The sequence below is a fragment of the Paenibacillus sp. FSL H3-0333 genome, from assembly GCF_038002805.1.
Classification (GTDB): Bacteria; Bacillota; Bacilli; order Paenibacillales; family Paenibacillaceae; genus Paenibacillus_AQ; species Paenibacillus_AQ silagei.
In genome coordinates this window covers 6,340,432-6,361,429 of record NZ_JBBODG010000001.1, presented here as the reverse complement: position 1 = coordinate 6,361,429, position 20,998 = coordinate 6,340,432, and the positions used below count along the sequence as shown (strand labels likewise).

Below are 20,998 nucleotides of genomic sequence, written 5' to 3'. Positions count from 1 at the left end.
GAGGCGTAACATTTGAAAGCCGTGATCCGCACTGTGCTTATCTTAATTCTGGTCCTGGCAGCAGCTGCAGGAGGAGGAGCATGGTACATCTGGAATGGAATGCAGCCGGTCAAGCCCGCAGGGCCGGCCGTAACGGTTACGATAGAGAAGGGTATGGGAAGCTCGCAAATCGCCGACCTGCTTGAGCAAGAGGGCATTATTAAGCACAGCCTGTTCTTCAAAGGCTATCTGAAATGGGTCCAGGAAGGCTCCAGCTTCAAGGCCGGCACATATCAGGTAAGCCCCGGCGACTCCTACGATACGCTGATCAGCCGGTTGAATGCCGGAGATGTTGTGAAGGAAGCTACCGTTACTTTTACAATTCCTGAAGGGTATACTGCGGTCCAGGTGGCAGAGAAGCTGGCCGCTGCATGGAATCAGAAGCCTGAGGTCTTCCTTGCGCTGATTGATTCCGGTAAGGGCATGGAAGCCGTAAGCAAGCTGGAGATTCCAGACAATCCGCTGCTGCGCCACCGGCTGGAGGGGTACCTTTTCCCGGAGACCTATGAACTGGCTAAGGACAGCACCCCGCAGGAAGTGATCGGGGCGATGCTGGAGCAGCTGGTGAAGAAGCTGGATACGATTCCTGAGTGGAAGGCCAAGCTGGCGAACCGCGGGCTCTCCCTGCATGAGCTGCTGACCGTAGCTTCACTGGTGGAGCGTGAGGTGGTAGTAGACAAGGAACGTCCGCTGGTGGCCGGTATTATCTATAATAGACTGGATAAAGGGCAGAAGCTGGAGATCGATGCTACCGTCCAGTACTTACTGGACAAGCAGAAAGAGCGGTTGTATGAGAAGGACCTGAAGGTAGATAGTCCTTATAATACGTATAAGCAGGCAGGCTTGCCGCCTGGACCGATCAGCAGCCCCGGGCTGGCGTCGATTGAAGCAGCTATGACGCCGGAGGTCTCGGATTATTTCTTCTATGTCACTAAGAAGGACGGCTCACAGGGGCATTTATTTGCCAGAACCTACAAGGAACATTTAGCCAATATTCAAAAAAGTAAACAAAATCCGTAAGAACCCGCTACAATAGTAAGGATGAGCAATGCACAGGAGGTAACACGATGAATAACACACCGGAGCTGCTGGCAACAGCGGCTTCTCTGGAAGAAGCTGCAGCGCTGCTGGATGCAGGAGCGAGTGCGCTGCTGGTCGGCGATGACCGCTTTGGGATGCGTCTTGCCGGACATTTTACACTTGAAGATACGGCCGCAGTAGTTAAGCTGGCACATGCCCGGGGCGGTAAGGTATATGTAAGCATCAATGGATTGATACCCAATACCATGCTGGAGGAGCTTCCGGCTTATGTGAAGGCGATCGGCGAGCTGGGTGTGGATGGGGTAGAGTTCGGTGATCCCGCCGTACTGGCGGCCGTCAAAGCCGAAGCGCCGGGAATGAAGCTGCACTGGAATGCGGAAATGACCTCGACCAACTATGCTACAGCCAATTACTGGGGCCGCAAGGGAGCTACGCGGGTCGTTCTGGCACGCGAGCTGAATATGGATGAGATGACCGAAATGGTCCCCCATCTGGAAGTGGAAGCCCAGGTTCAGGTACATGGCATGACGAATATCTATCATTCCAAGCGCAAGCTGGTTGCAAGCTATATGTCCCACCAGGGCCGTCCAAGCGATGGCGGAAGCCTGGGCAAGGAGCGCGGGCTGTTCCTGATTGAAGCGGAGCGTCCGAATGAGAAGTTCCCGATCTATGAAGACGAGAACGGCACGCATATTATGAGCTCGGATGATATTTGCATTCTGGAGGATCTTCATTTCTTGTTAAAAGCTGGCGTACACAGCCTGAAGATCGAGGGTCTGCTGAAGCCGGAGGCTTATAATGTGGCTGTCGTCAAGGCTTACCGTCATGCTATGGACGTCTACGCCGCTGATCCGGCTGAATATGCATTCGAGGAGTCTTGGCTGGAGGAGGTCCGGTCTTTACAGGACCCTGAGCGTGAATTGTCGTTCGGCTTCTTCTACAAAGAGCAGGTCTATTAATATAAAAAAATCTTTGCTGTTCTAAAAGAGAACTTAAAGCTTTACCTTAAAGATGAAGTAACGGAGGGAAGGTTTGGAACTGTAGGAGCGGTAGCGTCCGCCTTTGTCTCCGGATGTTATCCGCTCAGCGGAGTAATCAAAAAACATCTGGAGACAACAGCGGCCGGAAGTCCAAACGCTTTCCGCAGTTACGTGCTATCTGATAGGAAGTTTTAGGTGGGTTTTTGACAGCAAAGACAACGAAAGGAGAACAGGAATGGGAACCATGACCAAGCCCCAGTTCAAGGGCAAGCGTTACCGTCTGGACAGACCGGAGCTCCTGGCTCCGGCAGGAAACCTGGAGAAATTGAAATTCGCCGTGCATTATGGCGCGGATGCAGTCTATATCGGAGGACAAAAATACGGCCTGCGCTCAGGCGCAGATAATTTTACCTTTGAGGAAATGCGCGAAGGCGTTGAATTTGCCAAGAAATATGGTGCCAAAGTATTCGTAGCCACCAATATCTATGCTCACAATGAAGATGTCGCGGGGATTGAAGAATACCTGCGTAATTTATATGAGGCCGGAATTGCAGCGATTATCGTAGCCGATCCGGTGATTGTCGACACTGCCCTGCGCCTGGTGCCGGGTCTTGAGGTGCACCTAAGCACCCAGCAGTCCACGCTCAACTGGCAGGCAGTGTCCTATTGGAAGGAGGAAGGTCTGCCGCGCGTAGTATTGGGCCGGGAGACCAGCCTGGAGGAGATCGCCGAGATCAAGCAGCATGTGGATATTGAGATCGAGAGCTTCATCCATGGTGCGATGTGCTCCTCGTACTCCGGACGTTGTGTGTTATCCAACCACTTCACCGACCGTGACTCCAACCGCGGGGGCTGCTGCCAATCCTGCCGCTGGAAGTATGATCTGTTCGAAGATGCCCGTCCCGAAGGGAACTGGGTATCCGAAGAGGAGCAAGCTGAGGCGCCTCAGGCCTTGCAGCCCGGAATTACCCAGCTGCCGCTGCATCAGCCCGAGGACAACCCGTTCACTATGGGATCGAAAGACCTGTGTATGCTGGAGAGTATTCCCGACCTGATTGAAGCCGGGATCGACAGCTTCAAGATTGAGGGCCGGATGAAATCGATTCACTATGTGGCGACCGTAGTGAATGCCTACCGCAAAGCCATAGATGCTTACATGGCCGACCCGGAAGGGTATGTACTGAAGCCCGAATGGCTGGAGGAGCTGCAGAAGGCGGCTAACCGTCCGCTGAATACTGGCTTCTTCTACGATACACCGGACCATGAGGATCACATCTATGAACCGGAAGAGAAGGCGGCTCCGTATGATTTCGCGGGACTGGTACTGGAGTATGACGCAGAGAGCGGGATGGCGCTCGTTCAGCAGCGCAATAACTTCAAGCCGGGACAGGAAGTTGAATTCTTCGGCCCGGATGACACCTTCTTCAAGCAGACTGTTGGAGAGCTGTGGGATGAGGCTGGCAATCCGTTGGATGTGGCCCGTCACCCGCTTCAGCGTGTGCGGATGAAGGTAGATCAGCCTGTTGCTTATTTCGATATGATGCGCAAGCGAAAATAATGGCTTTACAAACTAAGGGATGCCCGTTTACACAAGGGCATTCCTTTTTTTACATCAAATTGCCTATGCAATTCGACAAAAATATATGAGTATTGAAGCAATTTGCAAATAATGCTAAGAAAAATGAGACTTTGTGCCGATATATAGGGCAGGTAACGCTTACATACGTCTTCCAATCTAAGGGATGGGTAGGTGATGGTTATGGGGGCTCCCAATCCGGATAATAAGACAAATAAACCGAAGGAGAGTAGGATAAAAGTGGCGAAAAACAGTAAAAAGCCAAAGAGCACACAAAAGGCTAAGGCCCAGAAGACAGAAGCTTCACAGATAACAAGCAACACGGCAGAGAAGAGAAATTACAAGACAGTATTGAACGGCTCGCTACGCCAGGTGAAAAGGGTGAACCCGACCAAATCCGTAGGGGTGAAGCTGTTCCTGATCTTCTTATCTTCTATCGTGGTGGTGGTCCTGTTCTTAGGACTTCTGTCTTACAACAAAGCGAAGAATACAATTAAAGATAATGTGTCTGAAGCGAACCGGCAGACGATTATTCAGACCTCAGAGAAGCTGGACATTACCTTGAAGCAGTATGAGAGTCTCGCACTTCAGTTATATTTTGATACACAGATGCAGGCGAATCTGACAGAGCTGTCTTCGGCGAAGAGCAGCTACGATAAGTTCGTGGCTACGGATGCAATCAGCAAGAAGCTGTCCAGCCAGACTACAACAGATGCCAATATCGTCGCAATATCACTCATTCCGGAGGACCCTGAGATGGGGATCGTCTCCAGCGGAAGCACCGGTCTCGCGGGTGATGATGTGAGAGCACAGGAATGGTACAAGACCGTGGTCAAGAATTCAAGCTCTTATGAGCCTTATTATACGGCAGAAGCCAAATCCGCCCAGAACTACTGGTTCCCTACAGCCATTGAAGGCAGCGGCGGCAAGAATCTGGCCATGGTCAGAACGCTTAAGAATCTGGGCTCCAATGCCTCATATGTAGTCATGCTGGAGCTGAAGAGCACCCTCCTGGAAGAAGCCTTCAAGAGCGTAGAGCTTGGCGATGGCTCGCGGATTCAACTCGTTGCCCCGGATGGAACGGTAGTAGCTTCCTCGCAGCCTGAAGAGGACGGCAAAGCCACCGCACTGAATTTCATCAAGGACAGCAAGGTGAACAATGAAAGCACGGAAGCGAAGGATGAGAACGGCCAGGATATCCTTGCTGTATACAACCCGATGCAGAAGGCAGACTGGAAGCTTGCCGGTGTAGTTCCTACCGGAGAACTGGTTCAAGCTGCCACGCCGATTCTGTTCACCACCTTCCTTGCTGCCGGAGCGGCAGCCCTGCTTGCCATGATTGTCGGCTTCTGGATGGTCCAGATGATCGCCAAGCCGCTGGCACGCCTCAAGGACCTGATGCTGGAGGGAGCCGAAGGCAACCTGAGTGTCCGCACGCAGTATGTCTCGAAGGATGAGATCGGCCAGCTGTCGGCCTCCTTCAATATGATGATGGGTAAGATTACGGAGCTGGTAGCCCAGACTACAGATACAGCCCGCGAAGTCCTTGAGACTGCGGGTGAGCTGGGGGATGCCTCGCGCAAGACGGCGATCTCCGCCAAGGAGATTGCTGCGGCCACGGAAGAGATTGCCGGTGGTGCGGGAAGTCTGGCCCAGGAAGCCGAGCGCGGCAATGAGCTGACTGACCTGATTGCTACGCAGATGCAGAGTGTTATTGCAGCCAACTCTGAGATGGATCAGGCAGCCCGTGGAGTTGGGGAAGCCAGCGGACAGGGGGCTGTACAGCTGGAAGAGCTGCTGGATCAGACCGGACGCACAGGTGAAATGACCTCTGCTCTGGTGGATAGAGTCAATAACCTCAAGGAAACGGTATATTCCGTAATCAAGGTGCTGGATGTGATGAAGAATATTACCCAGCAGACGAACATTCTGTCTCTGAATGCAACGATTGAAGCAGCGAGAGCAGGCGAAGCCGGCCGTGGCTTCATGGTAGTCGCAGGGGAGGTCCGGCAGCTTGCCGACCAATCCAAGCAATCCATTGCTCTGGTCGCCGGAATTACAGATAAGATCGTAGCTGAGATGGATGAGACGGTTGCTGTCCTGTCTGAAGTGGCTCCGCTGTTCAAGCAGCAGATGGTGTCCGTGAAGAGTACCAGTGAGATCTTCGTATCCGTGAAGGGTCAGATGGAAGACTTCATTATGAGTCTGGAGTCTGTAACAGGGGCCATCGACAGTCTGAACCATTCACAGGGTGTGCTGTCCGATGCTATGGGGAATGTGAGTGCGGTAGCGCAGCAATCCTCGGCAACCTCGGAAGAGGTAGCATCCCTCAGCAGTGAGCAGCAGAATGTCAGTGACCATCTGGTAGCCTTGTCGAACAAGCTGCAAGGGGCTTCCACCCAGCTGGAGAGCAAGCTGTCGCTGTTTACGATCAAATAAACATCAGAACCGTTCCGGATCTTAAGCAAGGGCGTCACGCAAGCCGATATTTGGCTGCGTGACGCCCTTTTCGGCATAGTTGGCCTTGCAGGGTTATAGGTCCTTGTACATCCTTATGCGAATGCGTATAATGGTTTTGTTAGGGTTTTGTTATTGTTGTTTGCTGGATTAGTTATGTAATTTGAACCAGGGAGAAGGCCGAATGAGAGCAGCACGCAATCACAACTGGTGGTCTTATATCGAGGACATGTCCATGGAGCGCAAGCTGTTCCTGGTATTTCTGGTCATTATTACGCTCCCGCTGTCCTTCATCAGTGTGATCAGCTTCAAGAGCTATTCCGAATCCATCCAGGCGAACACGATCGCCTATTCCGAGAAGCTGATTGATCAAATGATGGATTCCATCGATGATTACATAGAAGATATGAAACGGATTTCATCCATGCCCGCCTACGTCAATGAGATTAAGCAGAACCTGATCCGCTCGAATCGCTATTATGAGCAAAAGCAGATGATGGAAGGCAAGCAGGACACGGCTCAGGTGGCTCCCGGTGATTTGGATCTCCTGCTGTCCATTCAGCGCGGCATCGAAGAGAATATATCATTTATTAACAATATTAAGCGGGGAACCCATTCGGTCTATATTTTTGATGCCTACGGGAATGGTTATTATTCTGCTAAGGATGGGGGAGTCCGGCTGGATCTGCAGCAGAGCTACAGGTTCTGGAGCGAGCAGGTAAAGGGCTCCGGCGGAGAAGCGACCCTGCTGGGAACACAGGCATATACAAGCAATTTGCAGAGTACCCGATATGCTTTTACGGTGGTGCGTCCCATTCTGGACGGGCTATGGAAGCCAGCCGGCCTGATCGCAGTGGAGGCTAACTTCAGTAATCTGGAGAATCAGGTGGCGGAGCTGGACAAGGTGACCCGGGGGAAATCTATCCTTGTGGATCAAGCGGGCAAAGTCATCTATGACAGTGAGCAGAAGCTGCTGACTGCGGATATTTCCCGGTCCTCCTTATTCCGTGCTGCGGAAGGGAGCTCCGGGAGCTTTTATGACACCGTATCCGGCAAAGACCGGCTTAATATTTATTCAAGCTCAACCAAGACGAATTGGAAGGTGATTATTTCCATACCGGTGGACGAATTGACCCGTGGAGTGAAGCTGACCCGCAATGCAACAATAGGCGCTACTCTAATCATCATTGTGCTGGCCCTGATCATTTCGCTCATTCTGTCGTTTGCCCTGACCAAGCCGCTAACCCAGATGATCCAGCTTATGAAAAAGGTACAGAACGGCGACCTTGATGTGACCTTCCGCATTAAACGCCGTGACGAGATTGGTCTCCTGGGGCATCAATTCAACCGTATGCTGGCCCGTATTCGTCAATTGATTCAGGATATTTATCAGATTGAGGAGCAGAAGAAGGAGGCGGAGCTGCAGGCGCTTCAGAGCCAGATCAATCCGCATTTTATCTATAACACGCTTGAAACCATCCGGATGACCGCAGAGATTAATGATGATGTGGAAGCCGCTGACATGATCTCCATTCTGGGGAAGCTTCTGCGCTACAGCACCAGTGACTTGAGCGGCTGGGCGACGATGAAGCAGGAGCTGCTGTATGTGCGTAACTACGTGGAGCTGCTGGGCAGCCGGTATCCTGGCAGATTTGAGCTGACGATTGATGTTCCAGAGGCGCTTGACAGCTATTCCATGATTAAGCTGGTGTTTCAGCCGATTATTGAGAATGCTGCGTATCACGGGCTGGATGATACCAAGTCCCGGATGCAGCTGAGCATCAAGTGTGAGTATACAGAGCAGAAGCTTCAGTTCCATATCCGTGATAACGGCTGCGGAATGGATCAGGTTACACTAGATAAGCTAAGGGAGCGGCTCCGGCACGAGCTCCCCCCGAAGAAGAGCATTAATGGAGGGATTGGCATGGCCAATGTACACCAGCGCCTTCAGCTTCATTACGGTCCGGCCTATGGGATTGAGGTGTTCAGCAAGCCGGGCGAGGGTACGGATGTAATCTTGTCATTACCGCTGCCGGGGCTTGCCGCCGGGAATGGAAGGGAAGATCCTTTTAAGGAGGAATGAGCTTGAGATGGAGGATTGTACGCTTTCCGGTGTATGCTGTACTGCTGCTAATGCTGCTCCTGCTGGCAAGCGGCTGTAGCAGCTGGAGCAGTAGAGGGCCGGCATCGGTCCCGGCGGCTTCTGCCGGAGAGGAAGCGGCTTCCGGGCTGTCCGGGACCATCGTGATGCTGACGAACCGGATTGACCTGATTGAGAATGGGACCTTCAGGGACTACGCGGATGAATTCAGGAAGCGGTATCCTGAGGCGCATGTGGAATTCGAGGGGCTGTCTAACTATGCCACGGATATCCTGGTCCGCTTGTCCACCAAGGATACAGGGGATGTGCTGTTGCTGCCGGTCAATCTGCCTGCGAAGGAGCTGGAGCTTTTCTTTGAGCCTTTAAGCGGGGAGCTGGCGGCGCAGGAGCGATTCACGACCTTTGCAACCTTTGGCGGCAAGCGATACGGTCTGTCTACAGGTACGACTACGAGCGGAATCGTCTACAACAAGAAGGCTTTTGAGCAGGCGGGAATTGAGCAGGTACCGCAGACGCTGGATGAGTTCTACGCGGCCTGTGCCAAGCTGAAGCAGGCGGGCATTATCCCGCTGTATATGAATTACGGGGCAGTCTGGCCGCTGCGGGAGTGGGGCAATAACCTGGTTAATTATATGACGGGGAACCCTGATTATTTGAATGATATGGTCCATGAGGACAGCCCTTGGCAGATCGGTAACGAATGGGGGCAGGCTCTGGGAATTGCCAGGACGATGCTGGCCAAGGGCTATGTCGAGGAACAGCTATTCTCCAACAGCTGGGAGATCTCCAAAGCCAGGCTGGCCAAAGGAGAAGCGGGCATGTATCTCCAGGGGAACTGGACCATCCGGCAGATTATGGATGCAGGTGCTTCACCGGAGGATATCGGCTTCTTTCCTTTTCCCTATGATAATCACCAGGTCCACTATGCTGCGCTGAATCCCGACTGGTTCATGGGGGTTAGCAGGTACAGCCGCAATAAAGAGCTTGCGATGGCTTGGCTGGAGTATTTCATTACAGAAACGTCGTATGCGAGAGATTGGGGATTTCTTCCGGCGAAGGGTTCGGAGGAACCCGCTTTACAGCAATACAGCGAGTTCCTCTCCTATCACCCAAAGCTGGTTGAGGCTACGGTGCAGACGGATGCTTTCATTGATCTGGCGAACCGGACGAAGCTGAGCTTCTGGTCGGGCGATTATATTCAGGATGTGCTCGCGGCACCGGATCTGCAGAAGTCCTTTGACCAGTTGAATGCGAAATGGAAGGAAGCGCGCATGAGTCAGCAGTCTGTCCCGTAACCGCCGGGGTCTGCGCAGTAAGCAAGATCAAATTCTGGAGGTAGTGTTGTGGCCAAAAAAGTAACGATGCAAAAAATAGCCGATCATCTTGGGGTCTCCAAGTTCGTCGTATCCAAATCGCTCTCCGGCAAGGAGGGGGTCAATGAAACCACTCGTGAGCGGGTGATTCAAGCCGCCTCTCAGCTTGGATATTTTACCCAAAAAAACGCCTATGTGCAAAGTCCCAAGCGCCGTTCTCTGTCTGGAGAGCAAGACCGCAATAAGCAGTCCGTGCTGGTGCTGATGCCCAATATCCGCTCTCAGACCCAGGATTCACTATATTGGGGCAAAATCGTAGATGGCATTGCGCTGGCGCTGGATCAGGAGGGGCTGGGCATGGTGATCATCTCAGAGCACCGGGCCGATAATTTCGTAAATGTCCTTAATCCGGACGGCCTGCTCGGTCTGATCGGAGTTGGGCAGATCTCCACCTCACTGCTGCTAGAAGTGCATCGGATCGGGCTTCCGCTGGTCATGATCGACCATGAGGATGCTTTAATTCCTTGTGATACTGTATTTGCGAATAACATCGATTCGATGACCCGGCTCGTCAATCATCTGATTGGCACCGGACATACGTTATTTCACTTTGTCGGCAATATCCGTTACTCCCGCAGCTTCCGTGACCGCTGGATCGGGTTCCGCAGCGCGCTGGAGGAGAGTCAGCTGAAGACCCCGGCTATCGATGATGAGCTGCTGCTGGAAGGGATGTATGACGAAGCGCTCCGTGAAGAATTCAGACGCTGGGTCGCCGCACGACAAGAGTCGGATACCTTGCCTACTGCGCTCGTATGCGCGAACGACTTCACCGCTCTTGCTGTTAGCGAAGTGTTGCGGGAAGCCGGGCTTGCTATTCCCGCTGATATTTCGGTCACAGGCTTTGACAATATCGAGGATTCCCTGCGGGGGGTTACTCCGCTTACAACCGTGCATGTTCCTAAGGAGGCTATGGGCCGGGCAGCTGTAGAGAAGCTGCTGAACCGTATCCAGAATCCCGCTGTACCGCTGGAGAAAATTCTGATCTCCGCAGATATCGTCCACCGGGACTCTGTGGGGAATCCCCGGGCTTGAAGCAGCAAAATAACCCCACAAAGTGGAGCTTTAGCTTAAATATAATTTATATGTTGCACACGATAACTTATCCTTCTATTTCTCGCTAAAACGGTACCGTCCTCTAAAAGGACGGTACCGTTTCCGCTTGTTTGCGTTATTTCAATTGCAGGTTCCGTTCGATCAAAGCGATACGCTGCTGTACGCAAGCATAGGAACGAAGCGGATCTTCAGGAGTATTCACGACATAATCCAGCAGTTGATCTATGGTAGTGGTGGCTACATGGATACGGGTATCGGAGGAAGCGTAATAGATGAAGACCTCGCCGTTATCACGGGTGATTATACCGTTGCAGAAGACAACGTTAGATACGTCACCGACGCGTTCTTCGCCGTCCGGAGCAACGAAATACCCGCCTGGGGCATGAGTTACGCGGTTAGGCTCCGCAAGATCAGACAAGAAGGCGTACAGCACATAGCGCAGTCCGGCAGCGGTGCCCCGGACACCATGGGCGATGTGCAGCCATCCGAGTGGAGTTCTGACCGGGGCCGGGCCTTGGCCGTTCTTCACTTCTTTGATGGTATGGTAGTAGCGCTGGTCTATAATCGTCTCGCGGGTGATAACAGCGTTCTCAATCTGCTCCGATAAGCCCCAGCCGATGCCGCCGCCGGAACCGGCGTCAATGAACCCGTCCTGCGGGCGCGTGTAGAAGGCATACTTGCCGTCAACGAACTCTGGATGCAGGACCACGTTGCGCTGCTGGGCGGAGCCGGTCTTAAGATCGGCGAGACGCTCCCAGGTCTTGAGATCCTTGGTGCGGGCAATCCCGCACTGGGCAACTGCGCTGGACAAATCACCAGGGGGGGCGTCCGGGTCCTTGCGTTCGCTGCAGAACAGGCCGTAGATCCAGCCGTCTTCATGCTGCACAAGGCGCATATCGTAGACGTTAATATCCGGGTCTGCGGTCTCGGGAAGCACTACCGGGTGATCCCAGAAGCGGAAGCCGTCCACCCCGCTGCTGCTCTCGGCAACAGCGAAGAAGGATTTGCGGTCATGACCTTCCACACGGGCAATGATGTAGAATTTGCCGTTCAGCTCAATGGCGCCGGGATTGAATACGCCGTTCACTCCGATTCTCTCTGCGAAATAAGGGTTACTCTCTTCATTGAAGTCGTAACGCCAGATCAGGGGGGCGTGCTCCGCAGTGAGCAGGGGATACTTGTAGCGGTCATAAATACCGTTGCCGTAAGGCAGCTTCTCATTGGTGCGGCCGATGAGAGCTTCATAGCGCTGCGTCAACGCCTGCTTCCGTTGTTCAAAGATTGTGCTCATTAAATAATCTCCTCTACATGTAATGGTTCGCCAAGCCGTCTAATCATCTCGAAGCAGGCCCGGCTGTTATGATAGGGACATTTCCAGGCGCTCACCTTGGGAGTATGAGCCAGCGGCTGCAGGGATTCATCTACACCCCAGTGCCATTCGCCCAGCTTATGATCAATAATATATTTCTCTGTGAAGCTCCATGAGTTCTCAGCGGCTTCCAGGAACCGCGAATCTCCGGTTAACTGATACGCATTGTAGAATCCGACCATGGCTTCAGCCTGCGGCCACCAGTCTCTGGACTCATGGGCTTTATCGATGAAGCCGCTACGATCGGCCTCATTCCAGATTCCGCCATCCACTTCAATCCCCTCTGCCAGCGCGGCTTCGGCCATCGACAGGGATGCCTTGCGCACACGCCCAAGCAGCTCCTCGTCCCCAAGGGTCTCCGCAGCTTCATTGAGCAGCCAGCTTCCTTCTATGTCGTGGCCGAAGGAGATAAGCCCTGACTTCACCCGCCACTCTTCATCCATGAACAGATGGAAGTGCTTGCCGTCCGAATCCAGGATATGCTCCAGCATGGTTTCGATCAGCTCAGCAAGCTTGTGCCCCAGCACTTCTGACTTCCACACCCGGTACAAGCCGGTGTACCCTTCCAGCACATGCAGATGTGTATTCATGGATTTCTTCTCATTCATATCCTTCGCGCTGAGACTTAGGGAGTCGGTCATCTCCCACTCCCGTGACAAGGCTTCGATATACCCTGTGTGAAGAGGGTCATAACCGTACTTCTCAATCAAATGGAACAATTGGGTTGCTTGGCGCAGGACGTCTTCCCGGCCGGTGGCATGATGGTACTCAGCCAAGGCATAGATGACAAAAGCGAGTCCGTAGATTTGCTTCTTAGGCTGGGAAGCAGCGCCGTGTTCATCCACCATCCAGAAGAATCCGCCAAATTCGGGATCTGTGAAATACTGAATGAGATAATCATAGGCGCGTTCCGCCATAGTCAAATATTCTGCCGTTCCATAGATTCTGTAAGCACTTGCAAATGTCCAGAGAATCCGTGCATTCAGTACAAGGCTTTTGTCTGCACCGGGTATCACCTGCAGCTGGTTGTTCATCTCACCGATAAAGCCGCCATGAGTTTCGTCGATGGTCTGCTTCATCCAGAAGCCGAGAATGTTGTCTAACAGCTCAGCTTCCAGCCGAGTGCGCCACACTTCGGTTGCATTGTTCATCCTGTTCTGTTCACTCCTTAATATTGCTTGCTGGTATGGGAGTTGTCTTTTTTATAATTGTTATTATTATGTTAGTGTATAATAATAACTATATATAACCATGTTATAACCCTTTTCGGGCTGGAATTCAAGCGGGAAATGGATGAAGTAAATTGAAGACTATAAAAGTGGATATGGACACATTTTCTATTGGATCTGTAAAGTTTATAATTATTGATAACGCTATCATAGCGGATCAAATGACGGGGGCGATAAGGTGGTAATCCGGATCATGATTGCGGATGATGAGGAAGTGATCCGACGCGGGCTTGAGAAGATTGCTTCCAGAATGGATGTGGAAGTTAGGGTAATCGGCTCATACGGCAACGGGCTTGAGGCCTGGAACCATCTGCAGGAGCTAAGCCTGGAAGAGATCGATCTTCTTATTACAGATATCAAGATGCCAAGAATGGATGGATTCAAGCTGATTGAAGAGGCGAGAGCGCATCTCAAGCAGTTGCCAATAGCTGTACTGAGCGGCTTCAGTGAATTCGACTACGCCCGTAAGGCGATGCGCTTCGGTGTGCTTGATTATCTGCTGAAGCCCATTGATAAGGCCCAATTATATGATCTGCTCAAAAGCGTAGAAGCGACTAAGCAGACGCCTGCGGCTGCTCTCCCGGATGAAGTGCTGCATCAGCCTTCTGAAGGCGGGGAGCATTATGTGGTAGAGCAGATGAAGAGTATTCTTCAACTGGAATACGGGCTAAATTTCGAGCTTGAGCGGCTGGCTGAGGCCGTAGGAATGAATGCGAGTTATATCAGCAGGCTGTTCAGGCATAAGACAGGGCAGACCATTACGGACTACCTGATCGGCATCCGCATTGTGGAGGCCAAGAAGATGCTGCTCCATCATCCGGACCTGAAGAATTATGAGATTGCTGACAAAGTCGGCTACAGTGATCCGGTCTATTTCAATAAGCTGTTCAAAAAGATGTGCGGCATGACGCCCAAGGAGTATAAAGGCCGGTACAGATCATGATATGCGTCTCTTAGAATGATACGAACACATTTGCACTGCCCTTCACCTCCCCAGAGGTGATTGAGCAGTGTTTTTCTTTATTGTATTTTTTATATAACAAAAATAACAAATTGAAGACTAGAAAAAGCAATTGAAACCATCGTTTTGAGGGGTTATACGGTCTATAATTGCGATGTAAGCGATAACAACAGCGAATCCAAGGTGAAGACAAGATGATTTAAGTTCTGTTTATTGGAATAACGGATCGTATTGTTATTGTTTTGTTATTAATCTATTTCGTTCTAAATGAAGAGAGGGGTCAGAAATATGATGAAAAAAACCAAAGCAGTTACCGGGTTGGCAGCGCTGACACTGATGGCCGGGCTGTTCTCCGGCTGTGCATCTGACAACAATAACGCCACTAATGCGGCAGCAACCAATGCAGGCAGCAACACAGGTACCACTGCGGAGGCAACAGCCGCTCCAGAGGGAGGTGCCGCCAAGGATCTCAAGGGTGATATTACGGTGATTACGCAGCGGACGGATATCGTGGATACCGTGTTCAAAGACTACGCCGCCAAGTTCAATGAGAAATATCCGAATATCAAAGTGAATTTCGAAGCCTTATCCAACTATGAGGATCAGATCAAAATCCGCATGAGCACCAGTGATTACGGGGATGTTCTGCTGCTGCCTACCAGCGTAGCGATCAAGGATCTGCCGGACTTCTTCGAGCCGCTGGGTAAAAAGTCTGACCTGGAACAGCAATATACAGGCCTGGAAGAGCGGACAGTAGACGGGATTTCCTACGGCATTCCGATTACGGTTAATTTCTCCGGCGTGATCTACAACAAGCAGGTCTTCAAGGATGCCGGAGTGACCGAGGTTCCAAGAACCTTTGACCAGTTCTCCGCCGCACTGAAGAGCATCAAGGAGAAGACGGATGCCGTCCCTCTCTACACGAACTATGCTGCGGGCTGGACGCTGACCCAGTGGGAAGCGGATCTGGCTACCGTTGCCGGAGACCGTGAATATGTCAACATCGGCCAGGTGGCCTCCGACGATAACTTCGTTCCAGGCCAGCCGCACTACGAGCTGTACAAGGTAATGTACGATGCGGCCAAAGACGGTCTGATTGAAGAGGACCCTACTACAACAGACTGGGAATCCTCCAAGGCAGATCTGGCGAACGGTAAAATCGGTACCATGATGCTTGGCTCCTGGGCGATCGGTCAGATCAAAGGGCTCGCTGCCAGCCCGGATGATATAGGCTTCATGCCATTCCCTACCAACGCCGACAAGATCCTGGTGCCTCTGTCTGACGACTATAATCTGGGGGTTAGCATTCACAGTAAAAACAAAGAGGCCGCCAGAGCCTGGGTAGACTGGTTCATCAATGAATCCGGTTATCCGACAGTGGAAGGCGGGGGCATGAGTCCGGTAAAAGGAGCCGAATTGCCTGAAATTCTCAAGCAATTTGCAGGCACTGACATTACCTTTGACACGCTTGCTCCAGCCAAAGCCGGTGAAGAGGGCTGGGTGGATGCCATTGATAAAGAAGCTGAAATCGGTCTCTGGCAGCCTGACTTCAAGAAAGTAATTATCGAGGCGGCGATTGGCAACCGCAAGCAATCCTATGATGACATTATGAAAGAACTGAATGATAAATGGAAAGCAGCCAGAGCCAAAATTGTGACTGCCAAGTAAATTAAAGAACAAAAGAAAGGGGAGATGCCGGTAACGGCATAATCCCCTTCACTTTTGCAGGGATGGAAGCGGACTTAAGAGCAGTAAGTTTTCTGGAGGTGTGGAGAGTGCCCAAATTGTCTAACATGAGCTATAAAAATCAACGGATTTTGATCATCTTTTTATTTTCACTAGTACCCGTAGTTCTGCTGCTGACGTTCTCCTATTTACCTGTGTTTAAAATGTTTCAGTACAGCTTCACCAGCTGGAACGGGCTAAGCAAAAATATGGAGTATATCGGCTTTGACAACTACATGACGATCTTTACCAAGCCGGAGTACTTCGCCGTATTCAAGGTCAGCTTGTATTACTTTTTTGCCACCTTTGTCCAGATGGGACTGGCGCTTTATTTTGCCACGATTCTGAGCTTCAATGTCCGGATGAAGAACTGGTTCAAGGGGATTCTGTTCTTTCCGACCTTGCTGAACGGTGTGGCGATCGGGTTCATCTTCCTGTTCTTCTTCAAGCCGGAAGGCACTCTTAATACCATTCTTGATCTGCTTGGACTCGGGGCGCTGCAACAGAAATGGCTGCTGAATCCGCAGCTCATTAACATCTCTCTCGCTTTTGCCTCGGTATGGAGGTATATGGGGATGAACTTTATTATCTTCCTTGGCGCAATCTCCTCGATCGGCAGCGATATCTATGAGGCCTCGGAGATAGACGGCGCTAACCGCTGGCATCAGTTCCGGCATATTATCATCCCAAGCATCAAGCGTATCCTCCAGCTCAATCTGATCCTCGCGGTCAGCGGGGCCATCGGGGTGTTTGAGATTCCGTATGTCATGACCGGCGGCTCTAACGGCAGCGGCACTTTTGTCATCCAGACCGTCGATGTGGCCTTCAAATACAGCAAGCTGGGGCTGGCTTCTGCAATGGCTGTGGTACTGCTGGGTATCGTTGTTCTGGTTACCATTCTGCAGCGCATTCTGATCAAGGAGGAGAAATAGAGCGATGCATACCTTGAAATACAACGTGGCGGCCTTCTTCAAATATCTCTCCCTGGTGCTGGGTGCGCTGATGGCGCTGATCCCGATTGTCGTTGTCTTCTTCGCCTCCTTGAAGACCAATGCTGAGTACGCTTCAACCGGTCCGCTGACCCTGCCCGAGAACTGGCTGAATTTCGCCAACTACACCAAAGCCTTCGTAGACGGGAACATGCTGCTCGGCTTCATGAACACGATCATTATCGTCCTTATTTCCATTGCGGGCGCTACGCTTACCGGCTCGATGATGGCTTATATTCTGGCCCGCTTCAAATTCAGAGGCAGCAAGGCGCTGATGGGGGCTTTTCTGCTGGCTACGCTGATTCCCGGAGTAACTACACAAGTAGCAACTTTTCAGATTATCAATGCTCTGGATTTGTTCAATACCCGCTGGGCGCCGATTCTGATGTATCTGGGGACCGATATTATCGCTGTCTATATCTTCATGCAGTTCCTGGACTCGATCTCTGAATCGCTGGATGAATCCGCAATGCTGGATGGTGCCTCCTACTGGACGATCTACTGGAGAATCATTCTTCCGCTGCTGAGTCCGGCCATTGTGACGGTGATCATCGTGAAGGGTGTTAATATCTACAATGACTTCTATACCCCGTTCCTGTATATGCCAAAAAGCAGCCTGCAGGTCGTATCTACCGCACTGTTCAAATTCAAAGGACCCTACGGCTCCCAGTGGGAGGTTATCTGCGCCGCGATTATGATCGCCATCATTCCGACGCTGATCGCGTTCGTAGCGCTGCAAAAATACATTTATAACGGCTTCGCCCAAGGGTCGGTCAAATAAAACGGATGCCGTACACTACATTTATCCGCAGCGACTGCTGCATTTAACATTTGGAGGGATTCTATTATGAGAGAAGTAAAGCTGACTGGCAGCCACAGCCTGCCGAATATACCATGGCAGGACAGACCTGCCGGGAATGATAATCCGGTCTGGAGGCATAGCGATAACCCGGTGATCAAGCGCAATCCGGCGAAGGGGGTCGCCCGTATCTTCAACAGCGCCGTGATCGCTTACGAGGGCAGCTTCCTGGGAGTCTTCCGTGTGGAGGATCACACGACCCGCCCCCATCTGCGGATGGGCCGCAGCGCGGACGGCCTGGATTGGGTCATTGATGAGCAGCCGATCCAATTCACAGACGAGGCAGGTAACCCTTACATGCCGCGTTACGCGTACGATCCCCGTCTGGTGAAGGTGGAGGATACGTATTACATCATCTGGTGCACAGACTTCTATGGAGCAGCCATCGGCGTAGCGAAGACACAGGATTTCAAGCATTTCATCAGTCTGGAGAATCCGTTCCTGCCGTTCAACCGCAACGGCGTGCTATTTCCAAAGAAAATAGGCGGCAATTTCGTCATGCTCTCCCGTCCAAGCGACAGCGGACATACGCCGTTCGGTGATGTCTTCCTGAGCGAGAGTCCTGACTTCGTATACTGGGGCAAACACCGTCATGTCATGACCAAGGGCGGACAAGGCTGGTGGCAGAGCACCAAGATCGGCGGCGGACCTGCGCCTATTGAGACCTCGGAAGGCTGGCTGATGTTCTATCACGGGGTTACAGGGACCTGTAACGGCCTTGTTTACAGCATGGGAGCGGTGATTCTGGATGCGGAGGAGCCTTCTAGAGTGAAATACCGCTCCCGGAACTTCGTGCTGACCCCGGAAGAATGGTATGAAGAAAGAGGCTTTGTCAACAATGTACTCTTCCCTTGTGCTGCGCTGAGCGATGCGGATACCGGCCGGATTGCCATCTATTACGGGGCTGCGGACACCTATGTCGGCGTTGCCTACACCACTGTCCAGGAAATCGTCAATTACGTTATCGAGACGCATGAAGAGATTGGCGATGATGCCGGCCCTGGTAAGATCTAGACCTGTCCGCCACCCGACGTAATTTGCTGCATACAACAAAATCACAGCCACCAAGGAGCTGATGGTATATCATGAATAGGGTCATGAATACCAAGAATACATAGAATCTGGCGGTGGTTTTTTGAGCAGGTCAACAGTTCGGAGTACCTCTATTCTTTCTCGGCTGCATCCCTCCAAGTCGCTGGGGATGCGGCTCTTTCTGGTTTTTTTCATCGCGACCATGGGAATTGTGCTGTCTCTGGGTTATATTTCTTACGCTGTGGCCAGACATACGATTGAGAACAATGCATTGTCTGCTAATCAGCAGACTGTGGAGCAGACGGCTGAGAAGCTGGATGTCGTCCTGCTGCGCTATGAAGATAATCTGGGTCAGCTGTTCTACAATGAGGATATTCAGCAGGCGGTCGCACTGGCAGGCCCTGCTGCAGCAGATCCTGCGAAGCGTACAGAGCTGTCCACGACGATTAACGGGGAGCTCGATCAATGGCTCTCGGCTGTACCCGGCGTGCAGGCAGTGTATCTGGTTCCGCTGGATGAAGCGTTGCCCGCAGCCGGAGCTGGTGAAGTGGATAATGATTTCCTGGCGGCTATCCGTGATGCAGCATGGTACAAGCAGCTGCAGGAGAAGCCGCAGAGCCGGTGGATTACCGAAGCGCTGAAGCAGGGAGAGGCTGAAGGAGTGGTGCGTTTCGCTAAGTCTGTGGCGGCGGAAGCGGGTCACACCGGTTATCTGGCGGTCTGCGATATTAAGAGTACAGAGCTTGACAGCCAGCTGAAAATGGTTGATCTGGGTCAGGGTTCCTATATCCAGTTGCTGACTGCCACAGATGAGCTGATTGCCTCTTCCCAGCAAGAGGAGACGGACACCTATCTGCGCCTGGGGGGAACCCTGTTCAAGGGATTAAGCGACACCTCCGGCTCCCTGCCGACCAAGGATGAGAAGGGCAAATCCATTCTTGCGGTCTACGGTACGCTGCATACCTCCGGCTGGAGACTGCTCGGTGTGGTGCCTTCCGGCAATCTGACCAAGGATGCGGGACGGATCCTTAACACGACCTACATCGCGGTAGCCGCCGCTGCTGCCGTTGCCGTACTGATAGGACTCTGGATGGTACGGATGGTCTCACGTCCGCTCTCACGTCTGCGGGATCTGATGGTCAAGGGGGCAGACGGGGATCTGCGCGTACGTACTGATGTCGTCACCCGTGATGAGATAGGCTAGCTGTCCGGCTCCTTCAACCTGATGATGGAGCAGATTACAGAGCTGGTCGCCCACACCAATGAGACCGCGCGTGAGGTTACGGAAGCAGCGGAAGCCCTTGGCAATGCCTCGCGGGACACAGCGGTGGCAGCGAAGGATATTGCCGCAGCCACGGAAGAGATTGCCGGCGGTGCCGGCAGCCTCTCACTGGAGGCGGACCGGGGGAATGAGATGACGGCTCAGATCTCGGAGAAGATGGAAGCTGTCATTGCAGTAGCCCATGAGATTGGCGGAACTGCGCATAGTGTGGAGCAAGCCAGTGCGGAAGGGGTAGTCAAGCTGCAGGAGCTGCTGGGCAGAACGCAAGAGACTGGCGACAGGACAGGCAAGCTGGTCCTTAAAGTGAATGAGCTTAAGGATACCGCCTCATCGGTCATTCAGGTGCTGGAGGTCATGCAGAGCATCACCCAGCAGACCAATATCCTGTCGCTGAACGCTACTATTGAAGCGGCTCGGGCAGGCGAAGCGGGCAAGGGCTTCACGGTTGTCGCTGATGAAATCCGCCAGCTGGCGGAGCAGTCCAAGCGTTCCATTGCCGTGGTGGGCGAGATTACGGACCGGATCATGCGGGATATGCATGAGACGGTAGACGCCTTGTCCGAGGTTGCGCCGCTGTTCGGGGAGCAGATGGACTATGTTCAGAACACCAGTGAGATCTTCATTAGTGTACAGGGGCAGATGCATCAGCTGATTACCAGGCTGGATTCGGTATCTTCTTCGATTGACGGCCTGAACCACTCGCAGCAGATCTTGTCAGAGACGATAGGCAATGTCAGCTCGTTCGCCGAAGAATCCTCGGCCGCCTCTGAAGAGGTAGCCTCCCTTACCGGAGAACAGGAGAATGTAAGCGAATATCTGGTTACCCTCTCCAGTAAGCTGGAGAATGCCTCCTCCAGACTGCGGGAGCGATTATCCAAGTTCAACGTGTGATCCGTTCATAAGCCCCGCCTTTCCCTAGAGGGAAGGCGGGG

16 protein-coding genes are annotated in these 20,998 nt (G+C 52.4%); 14 read left to right on the top strand and 2 right to left on the bottom strand.

All coding sequences use genetic code 11. From position 1 onward, the window contains the following. Positions 1-12 precede the first annotated feature (12 nt). The 7 genes from mltG (at position 13) to MHH78_RS27935 (ending at position 10,599) form a co-directional block, all read left to right on the top strand. Positions 13-1,059, top strand: coding sequence for an endolytic transglycosylase MltG (gene mltG, locus MHH78_RS27965; RefSeq protein WP_200869505.1), 1,047 nt, complete (start codon positions 13-15; stop codon positions 1,057-1,059). Between the two features lie 47 nt (positions 1,060-1,106). Next, entirely contained in the window at positions 1,107-2,039 is a 933-nt protein-coding gene (locus tag MHH78_RS27960) for a peptidase U32 family protein (RefSeq protein ID WP_341169565.1), read from the top strand. A gap of 256 nt (positions 2,040-2,295) precedes the next feature. Further along, positions 2,296-3,618 carry a peptidase U32 family protein gene (locus MHH78_RS27955; RefSeq protein ID WP_036722597.1) on the top strand — a complete coding sequence of 441 codons (1,323 nt, stop codon included), beginning with the start codon at positions 2,296-2,298 and terminating at the stop codon, positions 3,616-3,618. Positions 3,619-3,876: 258 nt separating this feature from the next. Further along, the gene (locus MHH78_RS27950; RefSeq protein ID WP_340826666.1) at positions 3,877-6,075 is read left to right on the top strand and encodes a methyl-accepting chemotaxis protein; all 2,199 of its coding nucleotides are present in this window, start codon (positions 3,877-3,879) and stop codon (positions 6,073-6,075) included. A gap of 202 nt (positions 6,076-6,277) precedes the next feature. Continuing rightward, positions 6,278-8,176, top strand: coding sequence for a cache domain-containing sensor histidine kinase (locus tag MHH78_RS27945; RefSeq protein WP_341169564.1), 1,899 nt, complete (start codon positions 6,278-6,280; stop codon positions 8,174-8,176). A 2-nt stretch (positions 8,177-8,178) separates the two neighbouring features. Further along, positions 8,179-9,489: an ABC transporter substrate-binding protein gene (locus MHH78_RS27940; protein ID WP_341169563.1), complete on the top strand. Its 1,311-nt coding sequence runs from the start codon at positions 8,179-8,181 to the stop codon at positions 9,487-9,489. Positions 9,490-9,537: 48 nt separating this feature from the next. Next, positions 9,538-10,599: a LacI family DNA-binding transcriptional regulator gene (locus MHH78_RS27935; RefSeq protein ID WP_076079658.1), complete on the top strand. Its 1,062-nt coding sequence runs from the start codon at positions 9,538-9,540 to the stop codon at positions 10,597-10,599. Between the two features lie 136 nt (positions 10,600-10,735). Here MHH78_RS27935 and MHH78_RS27930 read toward each other — a convergent pair whose 3' ends face one another. Beyond that, complete coding sequence (locus tag MHH78_RS27930; protein WP_341169562.1) at positions 10,736-11,911, bottom strand: glycoside hydrolase family 130 protein; 1,176 nt, start codon at positions 11,909-11,911, stop codon at positions 10,736-10,738. Further along, positions 11,911-13,140 carry an AGE family epimerase/isomerase gene (locus MHH78_RS27925; protein ID WP_341169561.1) on the bottom strand — a complete coding sequence of 410 codons (1,230 nt, stop codon included), beginning with the start codon at positions 13,138-13,140 and terminating at the stop codon, positions 11,911-11,913. Before MHH78_RS27925 ends, MHH78_RS27930 begins: the two co-directional genes overlap by 1 nt. A 256-nt stretch (positions 13,141-13,396) precedes the next feature. Between MHH78_RS27925 and MHH78_RS27920 the strand changes: the two genes are divergently transcribed. The 7 genes from MHH78_RS27920 (at position 13,397) to MHH78_RS27890 (ending at position 20,957) form a co-directional block, all read left to right on the top strand. Continuing rightward, positions 13,397-14,161: a response regulator gene (locus MHH78_RS27920; protein WP_340954955.1), complete on the top strand. Its 765-nt coding sequence runs from the start codon at positions 13,397-13,399 to the stop codon at positions 14,159-14,161. A gap of 309 nt (positions 14,162-14,470) precedes the next feature. Beyond that, positions 14,471-15,847, top strand: a complete 1,377-nt coding sequence (locus MHH78_RS27915; protein WP_341170390.1) for an ABC transporter substrate-binding protein — start codon at positions 14,471-14,473, stop codon at positions 15,845-15,847. Positions 15,848-15,954: 107 nt separating this feature from the next. Then, positions 15,955-16,836, top strand: coding sequence for a carbohydrate ABC transporter permease (locus MHH78_RS27910; RefSeq protein WP_341169560.1), 882 nt, complete (start codon positions 15,955-15,957; stop codon positions 16,834-16,836). A gap of 4 nt (positions 16,837-16,840) precedes the next feature. Further along, a complete protein-coding gene (locus MHH78_RS27905; protein ID WP_340991793.1) occupies positions 16,841-17,674 on the top strand; it encodes a carbohydrate ABC transporter permease in 834 nt (277 codons plus the stop codon). Between the two features lie 66 nt (positions 17,675-17,740). After that, on the top strand, positions 17,741-18,766 hold the full coding sequence (locus tag MHH78_RS27900) for a glycoside hydrolase family 130 protein (RefSeq protein ID WP_341169559.1): 1,026 nt from the start codon (positions 17,741-17,743) through the stop codon (positions 18,764-18,766). A gap of 121 nt (positions 18,767-18,887) precedes the next feature. Then, positions 18,888-19,988 (top strand): cache domain-containing sensor histidine kinase, encoded by a 1,101-nt coding sequence (locus tag MHH78_RS27895; protein ID WP_341169558.1) that lies wholly within the window; start codon positions 18,888-18,890, stop codon positions 19,986-19,988. 21 nt (positions 19,989-20,009) lie between these two features. Next, positions 20,010-20,957: a methyl-accepting chemotaxis protein gene (locus MHH78_RS27890; protein WP_341169557.1), complete on the top strand. Its 948-nt coding sequence runs from the start codon at positions 20,010-20,012 to the stop codon at positions 20,955-20,957. The last annotated feature ends 41 nt before the right edge of the window (positions 20,958-20,998 follow it).

Coding starts and splice junctions, on each gene's coding strand:
- MHH78_RS27960 (WP_341169565.1), top strand. CDS start 1,107: ATGAATAACACACCGGAGCTGCTGGCAACAGCGGCTTCTCTGGAAGAA.
- MHH78_RS27955 (WP_036722597.1), top strand. CDS start 2,296: ATGGGAACCATGACCAAGCCCCAGTTCAAGGGCAAGCGTTACCGTCTG.
- MHH78_RS27945 (WP_341169564.1), top strand. CDS start 6,278: ATGAGAGCAGCACGCAATCACAACTGGTGGTCTTATATCGAGGACATG.
- MHH78_RS27930 (WP_341169562.1), bottom strand. CDS start 11,911: ATGAGCACAATCTTTGAACAACGGAAGCAGGCGTTGACGCAGCGCTAT.
- MHH78_RS27925 (WP_341169561.1), bottom strand. CDS start 13,140: ATGAACAATGCAACCGAAGTGTGGCGCACTCGGCTGGAAGCTGAGCTG.
- MHH78_RS27915 (WP_341170390.1), top strand. CDS start 14,471: ATGAAAAAAACCAAAGCAGTTACCGGGTTGGCAGCGCTGACACTGATG.
- MHH78_RS27905 (WP_340991793.1), top strand. CDS start 16,841: ATGCATACCTTGAAATACAACGTGGCGGCCTTCTTCAAATATCTCTCC.
- MHH78_RS27900 (WP_341169559.1), top strand. CDS start 17,741: ATGAGAGAAGTAAAGCTGACTGGCAGCCACAGCCTGCCGAATATACCA.
- MHH78_RS27890 (WP_341169557.1), top strand. CDS start 20,010: ATGATGGAGCAGATTACAGAGCTGGTCGCCCACACCAATGAGACCGCG.